The organism is Mucilaginibacter koreensis, from assembly GCF_054783355.1.
Window position 1 is genome coordinate 228,700 of sequence record NZ_BAAGQS010000001.1, and the last position, 12,264, is coordinate 240,963.

The 12,264-nt window shown below is 44.4% G+C and carries 12 protein-coding genes; 5 read left to right on the forward strand and 7 right to left on the reverse strand.

Translation table 11 applies throughout. The features are described from left to right. Window positions 1-12: 12 nt before the first annotated feature. Complete coding sequence (locus ACYVNW_RS01025) at window positions 13-480, reverse strand: Fur family transcriptional regulator (RefSeq protein ID WP_460677972.1); 468 nt, start codon at window positions 478-480, stop codon at window positions 13-15. Window positions 481-615: 135 nt separating this feature from the next. Next, the gene (locus ACYVNW_RS01030; protein ID WP_460677973.1) at window positions 616-2,844 is read right to left on the reverse strand and encodes a RelA/SpoT family protein; all 2,229 of its coding nucleotides are present in this window, start codon (window positions 2,842-2,844) and stop codon (window positions 616-618) included. Window positions 2,845-2,951: 107 nt separating this feature from the next. Between ACYVNW_RS01030 and ACYVNW_RS01035 the strand changes: the two genes are divergently transcribed. From ACYVNW_RS01035 to bshB1, 3 genes are read left to right on the forward strand one after another with little or no spacing between them, the layout of a single operon-like run. Then, window positions 2,952-3,563, forward strand: a complete 612-nt coding sequence (locus ACYVNW_RS01035) for a DUF4294 domain-containing protein (protein WP_460677974.1) — start codon at window positions 2,952-2,954, stop codon at window positions 3,561-3,563. A gap of 5 nt (window positions 3,564-3,568) precedes the next feature. Further along, window positions 3,569-4,075: a glutathione peroxidase gene (locus ACYVNW_RS01040; protein WP_460677975.1), complete on the forward strand. Its 507-nt coding sequence runs from the start codon at window positions 3,569-3,571 to the stop codon at window positions 4,073-4,075. Between the two features lie 11 nt (window positions 4,076-4,086). Next, complete coding sequence (gene bshB1 / locus ACYVNW_RS01045) at window positions 4,087-4,809, forward strand: bacillithiol biosynthesis deacetylase BshB1 (RefSeq protein ID WP_460677976.1); 723 nt, start codon at window positions 4,087-4,089, stop codon at window positions 4,807-4,809. Window positions 4,810-4,844: 35 nt separating this feature from the next. On the opposite strand, the gene ACYVNW_RS01050 is transcribed toward bshB1, so the two are convergent. The 3 genes from ACYVNW_RS01050 to ACYVNW_RS01060 form a co-directional block, all read right to left on the reverse strand. Next, the gene (locus tag ACYVNW_RS01050; protein WP_460677977.1) at window positions 4,845-5,270 is read right to left on the reverse strand and encodes a hypothetical protein; all 426 of its coding nucleotides are present in this window, start codon (window positions 5,268-5,270) and stop codon (window positions 4,845-4,847) included. Window positions 5,271-5,469: 199 nt separating this feature from the next. Continuing rightward, window positions 5,470-6,801 carry an L-lysine 6-transaminase gene (gene lat / locus ACYVNW_RS01055; protein ID WP_460677978.1) on the reverse strand — a complete coding sequence of 444 codons (1,332 nt, stop codon included), beginning with the start codon at window positions 6,799-6,801 and terminating at the stop codon, window positions 5,470-5,472. Between the two features lie 449 nt (window positions 6,802-7,250). After that, a complete protein-coding gene (locus ACYVNW_RS01060) occupies window positions 7,251-8,147 on the reverse strand; it encodes a 1-aminocyclopropane-1-carboxylate deaminase/D-cysteine desulfhydrase (protein ID WP_460677979.1) in 897 nt (298 codons plus the stop codon). Between the two features lie 52 nt (window positions 8,148-8,199). On the opposite strand from ACYVNW_RS01060, the gene ACYVNW_RS01065 reads away from it, so the two are divergent. Beyond that, a complete protein-coding gene (locus ACYVNW_RS01065; protein WP_460677980.1) occupies window positions 8,200-9,243 on the forward strand; it encodes an RluA family pseudouridine synthase in 1,044 nt (347 codons plus the stop codon). 21 nt (window positions 9,244-9,264) lie between these two features. After that, on the forward strand, window positions 9,265-10,098 hold the full coding sequence (locus ACYVNW_RS01070; RefSeq protein ID WP_460677981.1) for an aminotransferase class IV: 834 nt from the start codon (window positions 9,265-9,267) through the stop codon (window positions 10,096-10,098). A 212-nt stretch (window positions 10,099-10,310) separates the two neighbouring features. Here ACYVNW_RS01070 and ACYVNW_RS01075 read toward each other — a convergent pair whose 3' ends face one another. Both ACYVNW_RS01075 and fmt read right to left on the reverse strand, forming a co-directional pair. Beyond that, window positions 10,311-11,099, reverse strand: a complete 789-nt coding sequence (locus ACYVNW_RS01075; RefSeq protein ID WP_460677982.1) for a DUF3050 domain-containing protein — start codon at window positions 11,097-11,099, stop codon at window positions 10,311-10,313. A gap of 136 nt (window positions 11,100-11,235) precedes the next feature. Next, on the reverse strand, window positions 11,236-12,153 hold the full coding sequence (fmt, locus tag ACYVNW_RS01080) for a methionyl-tRNA formyltransferase (protein ID WP_460677983.1): 918 nt from the start codon (window positions 12,151-12,153) through the stop codon (window positions 11,236-11,238). Window positions 12,154-12,264: the final 111 nt, after the last annotated feature.

The window sequence follows — 12,264 nt, forward strand, 5'->3', positions numbered from 1 at the left end:
AAAGGCGCAAAGCTATAATTTTCTGTCACAGAAACCTTCTTTTAATTTAGTACAATTACCGTATAAGTTAAGCGAGTGGTGTTTGATATCAAATTTTAGCAGATCGCCCATCATGCTCTGTATCTGCTGTATGCGCGGATCGCAAAACTCAACTACACGGCCGCAATCAAGGCAAATAATATGATCATGCTGCTTGTAGCCGTATGATTTTTCGAACTGCGCCATGTTTTTGCCAAACTGGTGCTTGGTTACCAAATCGCACGATACCAAAAGCTCAAGTGTATTATATACCGTTGCGCGGCTCACCCGGTATTTTTTATTTTTCATGTGGATGTAGAGCGACTCTACATCAAAGTGGTCATTACGCGAATATATTTCTTCCAGAATGGCAAAGCGCTCCGGCGTTTTACGCAGGCTTTTGTTTTCGAGATAGGCCTCGAAAATCTTTTTTACCATACCAATGGTTTCCTGTTGAGGCATAAGTGGTTATTAAAGTTCAAAGGTATAAATTAGTTGATTAAGTTGATTGAGTTGATTAAGTGAGTAGTTATTTTCTTAAATAATGATGACTTATTATTGTAAACAACTACTCACTTAATCAACTCAATCAACCACTCACGACGCTTTTTCCACCGGGGCGGCCGAGTCGAAGCGGTTTACGCCGGTTACGCCTTTTACCTGTTTTAGCCTTCTAATCAGGTTGTCCAGGTGCTCAGTGTCATTTACGTACACCATAATGGTACCTTCAAAGATGCCGTTGTCGCTGTCTACGGTAATAGAGCGCATATTCACTTTAAAGTCGTGAGAGATAACGGTAGTTAGCTTATTAATCAAACCTACATCATCAATACCGGTAATACGTAAGCCAGTCAGGAAAGCCAGCTCATGCTGGTTGGTCCACCGGGCTTTCACAATGCGATAGCCATAATTGGCCATCAGTTTGGCCGCGTTAGGGCAGTTGGTGCGGTGTATTTTGATACCTTCATTTACAGTAATAAAGCCGAACACATCATCACCGGGGATAGGATTGCAGCAGTTTGCCAGGGTATAATCAATCTTTTGCATATCCTCGCCAATGAGTAGCATATCGCTGTCTTTGGCTTTTACATTACGCAAAATGCTTTTAACCTGGTCTTGCTCAATGCGTTCCTGGGGTTTATTTTCTATTACTTTTTCGGTAGCCTGGTATTCTTTTAAGTCTTTAAGATCAATCAGCCCTTTGGCTACGTTATAAAATAAATCCTGCGTGGTTTGCAGTTTGAAGTAGTAACTCAGTTTGTGAATATTCTCGGAGTTGTAAGTAATCTTTAATGATTTCAGCTTGCGCTCTAATATTTCCTTACCATCTTCAGCAATTTTGCGTTTTTCTTCTTTTAAGGCCGATTTAATTTTGGCTTTAGCCTTGGCAGTTACTACAAAGTTCAGCCAGTCTTCTTTCGGCGTCTGCTTGCCCGAAGTAATGATTTCCACTTGGTCGCCGTTTTGCAACTTGGTATTCAGGGGCACCAGCTTGTGGTTCACCTTTGCACCTATACAGCTGGCGCCTACGTCGGAGTGAATTTCGAAGGCGAAATCTAAAGCGGTGGCATTAAACGGCAACTGAATTAAAGCACCTTTAGGCGTAAAGATGAAAATTTCATCAGCAAAAAGGTTCATCTTGAAATCATCCAAAAATTCCAGCGCGTTCGATTCCGGATTTTTCAGCATTTCCCTGATTTTGTGTACCCACTGGTCGAGGCCGTTATCGGTTGACGATTCTTTGTACTTCCAGTGTGCTGCGAAACCTTTTTCGGCTATCTCATTCATGCGGGTGGTGCGTATCTGCACTTCTACCCATTGCCCGCGTGGCCCCATCACTGTAGTGTGCAATGATTCGTAACCGTTTACTTTGGGCGATGATACCCAGTCTCGTAAACGGTCGGGGTTAGGCCGGTACTGGTCGGTAATGATGGAGTACGCTTTCCAGCAATCCGATTTTTCTTGTTCGGGCAAGCTATCCAAAATGATACGGATGGCGAACAGATCGTATACTTCCTCAAAAGGGATGGCCTTTTTCTTCATCTTATTCCAGATGGAATGTATGGATTTCGGGCGGCCAAAAATATCAGCATGCAAGCCCTGGCTTTCCAGCGCTTTCTTTACCGGACTAATAAAGTCAGCAATGAATTTTTCCCGTTCGGCCTTTTTCTCATTTAGTTTGTTTTTGATGAACTGGTAGGTTTCCCGTTCCATGTACTTCATGGATAGGTCTTCCAACTCCGACTTTATAGCATATAAACCCAGCCGGTGAGCCAGTGGGGCATACAGGTATACCGTTTCTGAAGATAATTTCAACTGCTTGTCGCGCGGCATAAACTCCATGGTGCGCATATTATGCAGGCGGTCGGCCAGCTTAATCAAAATTACGCGCACATCATCGGCCAGCGTCAGCAGCATCTTACGGAAATTCTCGGCCTGCAATGAGCTGTTTGTGTCAAATACGCCTGAAATTTTGGTTAAGCCATCAATAATTTTGGCTACTTTTTTACCAAATTCACGCTCAATATCCTCCAGGCTCACATCGGTATCTTCTACCACATCGTGCAGCAATGCACACACAATAGAGGTGGTACCCAGGCCAATCTCTTCGGCGGCAATCTGCGCTACGGCAATGGGATGATAAATATAAGGCTCGCCCGATTTGCGGCGCATATCTTTATGGCTTTCCAATGCCATATCAAAAGCTTTACGGATCAGCCTTTTATCGCCTTTTTGCAAAGTGGATTTACAGGCACGCAGTAAGCCTCTGTAGCGTCTTAATATTTCGTTTTTCTCTGTTTCCAGGTCAATCACTAACTCTTTCATGTACAACAGGTTAACTTAAAAGCAACAGATTGTAATTGATATATAATAAAATTTGCAGTTGTTGCAGATACGTAATAATTTACGTTATTTTTGTATTACGTAAATATATGAAAATTATTGGTCTTCTGCTCATATTCTGCTGCTGTTTTGGCGTAGTAAACGCACAAAGCGAACTGCCCCGGCCTAAGGTGGGCAAGAATGATACCATTAAAACCTACCTGACGGAATTAGACGGTCAGCTAGTGCCATGGATTGTTACGCAGGAAGTTAAAATTGTAGATACCCGCATTTTTAAAAGCGATGATGACCGCCTGGCCTATCAGCGGCTGAAGTACAATATTTACAAAGTAATACCCTATGCCAAATTTGCCGGCAACCGCTACCGCCAGCTGCAGCGCGATTTGGCCACCACAGCCGATAAAAAGAAGCAGAAGGAGATGATGAAGGCATGTGAAACAGAAATTAAAAATTTATTTAATGATAAAATCAAAGATTTGACCATTACCCAGGGTGAAATTTTGATTAAACTGGTAAACCGTGAAACCGGTAGTACCAGCTACGAAATGGCCAAAGAAATAAAAGGTACCTTTCATGCCTTTATGTTTCAATCTGTAGCGCGTATCTTTGGCCACAATTTGAAAGAGACCTACGACCCCGAGCAGGAACGCGACATGGAAAACATCCTGCGCAACGCAGGTTATTACTCATACAATAATTAATTTGAATGGACGACAGTAGTATTTACCAGTTCAGCGTTAAAAAGCTGAACGGTGAAGAAGTGAGCTTAAGCGAGTTTAAAAACAAAGTTCTTTTAATAGTTAATACCGCCTCGCAATGCGGCTTTACCCCACAGCTTAAAGAGCTGGAGGCGTTAAGAAAAGAATATCAGGGGCGGGATTTTGAAATACTGGCGTTCCCAACCAATGACTTCGGTTCGCAGGAGCCCTTGGAAGGTAGTGCCATTGGTACATTTTGCGCTATTAACTACGGCGCACATTTTCCGGTATTCAGCAAAATACATGTGAAAGGGCCGGAGAAACATCCCTTGTACAAATTCTTGTCTGACGAAAAGCGCAATGGTAGAATACGTTCGCAGCCCCGCTGGAATTTTCACAAGTATTTAATTGACAAAGATGGCCATGTAAATGAGTTTTATTACCCTTTTACCCGTCCCACATCGTCAAAAATCAAAAAGCAGATTGAACGCCTGCTGACTACTCAATCAACCTAATAATAGCTGCCATGCTTAAATTGGATATACTGGTACTGGCTGTCCACCCCGATGATGCGGAACTGGGCTGTGCAGGTACCATACTCAAACATATTGCCGCCGGAAAGAAAGTGGGTATAGTAGATTTAACCCGGGGCGAACTGGGTACGCGCGGCACCGCCGAAATACGCGACCAAGAGGCCGCCGCAGCAGCCCGTATTTTGGAGCTGGCTGTGCGCGAAAACCTGGGGTTGCCGGATGGCTTTTTCATCAACGGACAAGAGCATCAAATTAAAGTAATTGAAGCGATACGCAAGTTCCAGCCCGAAATTGTAATTACTAATGCCTACCATGACCGCCACCCCGACCATGGCCGGGCCAGTGATTTAGTAGAAGCAGCCGTATTTTTAGCAGGTTTACGAAAAATTGAAACCTCTGCTGATGGCCAACTGCAGGAAGCATGGCGGCCTAAGCAATTGTTCCATTTTATACAGGACCGTTATATTGAACCGGATTTTATAGTGGATGTAACTGAATACTGGGATAAAAAGATAGAAAGCCTGAAGGCTTACGGCTCTCAGTTTTATAACCCGGAATGGAAAAATGAGCCGGAGACGTACATTTCCTCATCCGACTTCTTTATCAATACAGAAGCACGTGCCCGCGAACTGGGCCGGTCTATACAAGCCAAATTTGCAGAGGGCTTTTTAAGCCGGAAAATTTTAGGTGTGGATAGCTTATTCGATTTAAAATAAAAAAAGGCTCTGCTAAATGCAGGGCCTTTTTTTTATTATGATGCCTTTACATATTCAAAGCGGTTGTTTTCGTTGCTTCGCTCACGTATCAGTTTGTTTTCGTTTGCCAGTTTCAGCAATATGCCTGATAACTCGGAAGTTTTGAACTCCGCATTAAATTGTTCTTTACAGTATTCGGCTATGCCGGCAATAGAATGCGGCTGGTCGAAGAAGTCAGTTGAGAGGAGCTGGTTTAAAACCTTGGTAGCTCCCATCTTCTTAGGGCCCTGATCGGCATCCGTATTATAGCTTCTGAGCGAATGGACTTTCTTATTAGAATCAATCAGGTCTGTATCCCATTCCACCATCGTATCCAACAGACGGTCAATCAGTTTTACCTGCACCGCCTCAGACTGAAAAGAATTAATAATTTCGGAAATTTCAAGAAGTTGCTTTTTCAATTTCTCGCTGTGCTTGCTCATTTTAGTAATAGTAGATTTTTACAGTAGTATAAGTAATATATGTTCGGTTGTAATAGTTTAAATATGGGTGCAATATTTGCGTTTATACACCGGTAAATTAGGTTTACAACTAATGATATAACGTATACGGGCAATAATAGTATCTTGTTATTGAAAACCGCCCTTAACTTTTACTAAAACTTACAATGTAGCAACATTATTACATACTTTTAAGTATAGTGTCGGCCGCTTCAATGCCTCTGTCAATGTCACTTTCCTGCATTATAAGTGCAGGCCTGAACCTGATGGTGTGTGAACTGCAACCCAAAAACACAATATGATGTTCAAACCCCTTTTTAATAAACAGGTTTCTTTGTTCATTTTGCTCAAAATCAAAGGCAGTAAGTAAACCCTGTCCCCTGATGTTACTTATCATTGGGTGCTTTTCTGCTAAATGAAGTAACTGCTGCTGTAAGTAATCTCCGGTTTGGGCGACATGGGCGCATAAATTATCCTCTTCAATAATCTCCAGTATTTTGGTAACGCGCACCATGTCCGCTAGGCTGCCGCCCCAAGTAGAGTTGATGCGTGAAGGTATAGTGAATACATTATCAGGGTTTTCATCCAGCCGCCGGCCGGCCAGTATACCGCATACCTGCATCTTTTTACCAAAGGCAATAATATCTGGCCGGGCCTTTTCGCCAAAATGCTCGTAGCACCAAAATTTACCGCTGAGGCCAACACCGGTTTGCACCTCATCATAAATTAATAAGGCTTCGTTTTCATCAGCCAATTGGCGCAGCTGCTCCATAAATTCACGGCGCACATGGTTATCGCCACCTTCGGCCTGTACAGGCTCGATGATAATGGCACAAATATCATCCGGATGATCATGAAAGGCCTGCCGTATTTCGGCTACTGACTGTGCTTCGCGGCGCAGTAAATCTTCCATATTTTCATCCGTTAACGGAAATTGAACTGTTGGGTGCGATACCCGTGGCCAGTCAAACTTGGCAAACCACTTGGTTTTCACAGGCAGGGTATTGGTCAGGCTCAAAGTATACCCGGTACGGCCATGAAAGGCTTTTTCAAAGTGCAATACTTTAAAGCCTTTTTCCTGCTTATGGCCTTTGGCAAAGTTTTTCTGCACTTTCCAGTCCATAGCGGCTTTCAATGCATTTTCAATGGCAAGGCCGCCGCCGGCTATAAAAAAAGCATGCGGCAGATAATCAGGGATCGCTACCCGGCTGAAGGTTTCCATAAACCGGGCGTATTGAGTAGTGTATATATCCGAGTTGGAGGGGTTGGTTAGGGCTGCCAGCATCAGGTCTTGCTTGAACTGCTCATCCTGTAACATTTTGGGGTGATTGTAACCAAGAGGTACAGAAGCAAAGCAGGTAAAAAAGTCGAGCAGGGTGCGTTTATGCAGCGAGTCATAAATGTAAACGCCCTGGCTTTTTTCCATATCAAAGGTGAGGTCGAAACCATCGGCAATGGTATGCTTTTTTAAAATGGTTTGAACATTTTCGGGAGTAACCGGCAAAGTTTTCATAAGCATCTGTGTTTACTCAAATGTACCCAAAAGGCCTTAAATAAGCAACCAGTGCGGTTTTTAGCAAAAAGCAGGTTTAAATGGTTTAAAGTTGATTTTTACACAGCAGCCGGTTTACAAAAATAATTTGTGTGCCGGCAAAGCCGCCTGCTGCACGCAGCACTGACATAAATGAGTCAGTAGTTTTCAGGCAGATACAATCTACATACATAAGCCTTCGAAGTTGGAAACTTCGAAGAACAGAAAAACTTCGAAGAACGGTTTTATATATAAAAAACATAAATGCACTACCGCTGTCATGCTGAGTTACTCGAAGCATAGTTGCAGAAACACTCATCAAAAAAGGCCTGTGCGCCCATGCTTCGAATAACCTCAGCATGACGGTGTTGGTTCGTTCATAAATACCAAAAATGAAGGTGCTTCGCTGTCGTTCAGCATGACATGCGTTTTTACATTTCTAATTTTAAAAATTTCTCCTGCATCCCCAGCAAACCTAATGTACCGCCGGTATGAACGGCCAGTATGCGGCTGCCGCGATGAAAATATCCTTGTTGGGTCAGATCGTAAATAGCATACAGCATTTTACCGGTGTATACCGGTTCAATGAGGATGCCTGTTCGGGCTACAAAGTTTTTGATGAAATCTATCAGTTCCGATGTGGTTTTGGCATAGCCTCCAAAATGGTAATCGGTATGCAACTGGTAGGGGGCGGGGGCAGTTAAGTAGCGGTCAATATCAGCCCTGATAAATTCGCCGTTTTTGAACACAGGGATGCCATGAAAAGCGGTAGATACTTGGTGCTGTTGAATGCCGTTGATTAAACCAGCCGCGGTGGTGCCAGTACCGCAGGCGCAAAACATATAGTTATAGGTAGTTGTAAGCTCATTCAGCAATTCGGCACAGCCCTGGGCGGCTTCGGGAGAGGCACCGCCTTCATCTATGAAATAGGCATTGTCATCATTCTCAAAATAACGGTTAAACAAAGCCGGTTTATCGCGGTAACTGCTTCGATCGGTAAATATGAGTTTCATGCCATGCAGCCGGCATAAAAATAAGGTGTGGTTTTGCACTTCTTCGCCCCGTACAAAACCCATAGAGGTGAAACCAAATTTGGCAGCGGCAGCGGCTGTAGCCAGCAAATGGTTAGAGAAAGCGCCTCCAAAAGTAACCAGGTGGCGTTTTTTTTCAGTTTCTGCTTTTTGTAAAACGTACTTAAGCTTGCGCCATTTATTGCCCGAAATGAGCGGATGAATCAGGTCATCCCGTTTAATAAAAACTTCAATACCAGCGGCATCAAATATGGCATCATTAATTTGCTGTACCGGGCTGAAGATTTCTAACTGCATGGGCATGTGCAAATGTACAATGCTCAGCGTAAAAAAACTTAAATTTGCAGCAATGACCACTGAAGTTGAATTACCCGAAACCGACGAGCAGGATTTATATGAGCACCTGCGCATTGTTGTTGACAAAGGACAATCGCTGTTGCGGATAGATAAGTTTTTGATGCATCGGGTTGAAAATGCCTCGCGCAACCGCATCCAGAATGCCATTGATTTGGGTAATGTGCTGGTGAATGACAAAACCATTAAACCCAGTTACAAGGTAAAACCTTCGGATGTAATTTCGGTGGTACTGCCGCATCCGCCGCGCGATACAGAAGTTTATCCGGAGAATATTCCGCTTAATATTGTGTATGAGGATGACGATGTGCTGGTGGTTAATAAGCCGGCAGGTTTGGTGGTGCACCCCGGGTATAATAACTATACCGGTACGCTGGTGAACGGATTGGTATATCACTTTCAGCAGCTGCCTACCTTACCCGGCAATGATGGCCGGCCGGGGCTGGTGCACCGCATTGATAAAGATACTTCGGGCTTGTTGCTCATCAGCAAAAACGAGCGGGCCATGACCTGGCTTGCACGCCAGTTTTACGAACATACCATTACCCGCCAGTACCTGGCCCTCGTATGGGGCGATTTGGAGCAGGATGGTACCGTTACAGGTTATATTGGCCGCAGTGTGGTCGACAGGCGGGTTATGTCTATATACGACGACCCGGAAAAGGGCAAATGGGCAGTAACCCATTATAAAGTGCTGGAGCGCTTTGGCTATGTTACACTTATTGAGTGCCAATTGGAAACCGGCCGTACGCACCAGATCAGGGCACACATGAAGCATATTGGGCACCCTCTTTTTAGCGATGCCATGTACGGGGGCGATAAGATATTGAAGGGAACCACGTTTAGCAAGTACAAACAGTTTGTGGAAAATTGCTTTGAACTGATGCCGCGCCAGGCCCTGCATGCACGTACGCTGGGCTTTGTGCACCCTACTTTGCGTAAACGCATCGACTTTGAGGCTCCGCTGCCTGCCGATTTTGAAGGCGTATTGCAGAAATGGCGTAAATATATTGCGGCTAACAGTGAGCAAAATGCATAAAAGTTTGTTTACACCATTTGTATGCCCTCATTTATCAATTTTAACGGCGATTTAATACCCAGTAATACAGCACTGCTCGATATCTGCAACCGGTCTTTTAAATATGGCGATGGCCTGTTTGAGAGTATGCGGCTGATGAACGGGCAACTTAAGTTTCCTGACCTGCATGCCGACCGCCTGCAGCAGGGCATGCGTGCACTCAAGATAGAGAATTTCAGCTTGTTTGATGACTACTTTTTGAAAGAGAAAGCCGAAGAACTGGGTATCATGAACAAGGCCAAACACGGCCGGTTGCGTTTAACCGTTTATCGCGATGCAGGCGGCTTATACACACCCGACTTTAATAAAGCCGGCTGGTGTATAGAACTGCAGCCCGACCAGCACAACCAGTACATGCTTAATAACCGGGGTATGATTATGGATGTGTTTACCGAACTTGTAAAACCTCTAAATTACCTCTCGAACCTGAAAACCTGTAACTCGCTGATATACGTAATGGCTGGCTTGTTTAAAACGCAAAGCCGGGTGGATGATGTATTTATTTTGAACCAAAACGGCTTTTTGTGCGAGGCTTTAAGTTCTAACGTGTTTGTGCTATACCAGGGCCACCTGTATACCCCGGCGCTTAGCGAAGGCTGCATTGCAGGTGTAATGCGCCAGGTAGTGATCAAGCTGGCGCTGAAAAACAATATTCCGGTTACCGAGGCACAGATTAACCCGGAAATACTAAACCAGGCCGAAGAGGTGTTTCTCACCAACGCCACCCGCGGCATTCAATGGGTTATCGGCTCGGGCATTAAACGCTACTTCAACAAAACCAGTAAAATGCTGATGGAGGAGTTGAATAAACTGTAATTATCGTAGTTTCATTTAAGATTATTCATTCTGTCATTGCGAGCGTTAGCGTGGCAACCGCTTGCTGTACAGAGGCGCAGATGCCTCCGTGCGATTACCACGCTAACGCTCGCAATGACAATTCTTTGATCTGACTTAATCTTTTATATAAAGACCGGAAATTTATCGCTACGGTAAAATTAACAATGCGAAGAATCAAAGAAAGAACAAATTTACACCAACACTTGCTCAGGCATCTGAATCGCCTGTAAAATACCATTCCATAAGTCGATGCGTGATTGCAGGGCGGCTTTTACAGCTTCGGTGGCCTCTTGCCAGCAAGTGTCATCGTCGCCGCAAAGTTCGGCTGTCATTTGGTAGGCCAGCTGTGAGTGGTGGTCGCCGTCTACTTCGATATGGCGTTCTAAATACCACAACAGGATATCTACCTTACCCGGTAACTGCTGGCTCAGCTCTTTAACAATGCTCAAAAACATGTCCGGAATTAAATCTTCACGCCCAAAAGTGAATACCGCTGCCAGGATGTGAGGCTTGCCGGCTGCAATCACATCAAATGTATGCTGCACAAAATTGCGGGCAGCTACGGGTATATGGGCAATAATCAAAGCTTCGTCAATGGTTTTACCATTGTTCAATTCTGCGAATAAAGCGTTTATATAAGTGGCCTCGCTGCCGGCTTGCTGCATGGCGCGCAGGTAAAGTTCAAAGTGGCTGCTGCGATTGCCCTGCTCATCAATGTCACTTTCCTCGCCCGTTACAATCTCATTAATTAAGTAACGGGTGTTGGCATTGCCTACCGGCATCCAAGGCGTGTGAGTGCAGGTTAACTTTTGTTGCAGCGCTTTCAGTAACGACATAAAATCCCATACGGCAAACACATGGTGTGCCGTAAACAGGTTTAAATCCTCAAGTGTATGAATGTGTTTATATAATTCGTGCTGAACCAGTTGTTGCCTTAAAGGTTCAATTGCGGTGCGTAATGCTTCAAGTTTTAAATTCATCGCTGCTTTTACTCTGTAAGGGGCAAAAATATATCCCATTAACGAATAAGGAAACGCGATGGATTTTTATGACATGAAGTTGATAGATGCTTTTGTAACGTAATGCTTTGCAATTCAAACCGGATTATCTATTAACTCACAACCTTACACCCCGCAAAAACTCCTCGATGCTCATGCGTTTTTTACCTTCCATTTGCAGGTCGGTAATACTGATGTAGCCATCGGCGCAGGCAAATTTGAGGTATGTCTTTTGGTCGGTAAGGTGTTGACCAGGTTGTACTTCAGGTGTATCGGTTTGCTTAGTCGTTTTAAAAACTTTAAGTGTTTTACCGTTGAGTTCGGTAAAGGCGGTAGGATAGGGGCTTAAACCTCTGATCCGGTTATATACTATCTCTACCGGCTGGTTCCAGTCTATACGGCAATCGTCTTTAAATATTTTAGGGGCGTGCTTAAGTTCAATACCATCAGCTAATTGTTCCTGCGGCTGCTCGGTATAGCGGCCGCTCTCAATGGCTTTTACGGTTTTCACCAGCAGCCCGGCGCCTTTAATCATCAGGCGGTCGTGGTATTCACCGGCGGTTACATCCTCGGCAATCGAAACTTTTTCAATAAAGAGAATATCACCGGTATCAATTTCCTGTTTTAAAAAGAAGGTAGTTACCCCGCTTTCTTTCTCACCGTTAATAATAGCCCAATTGATGGGAGCCGCCCCCCGATATTGGGGTAACAGAGAAGCATGCAGGTTAATGGTGCCTTTGGCAGGCATACGCCAAACCACTTCAGGCAGCATCCGGAAGGCGACTACTACTTGCAAATCGGCCTGGTAGCTTTGCAGTTCCTGTAAAAAATCTTCATTTTTTAATCTTTCGGGCTGCAATACCGGCAGGTGGTGCGCAACGGCATATTGCTTTACCGCCGATTCATTGAGCTTCTGACCGCGGCCGGCGGGTTTATCGGGCGCGGTAACCACCGCCACCACGTTGGCACCCGATTCAACCAAAGCCTCAAGCGATGCCACTGCAAATGCGGGCGTACCCATAAATATAATTCTCATAGTATAATAGCAGATGTAAAAGTGATAAGCTGAACAGTAGGCTATCACTACACAAAATTAGGCATTATTGTTTACAAGCAGTGCTTATAAAAGGGCTTGCACGGCTTAGTA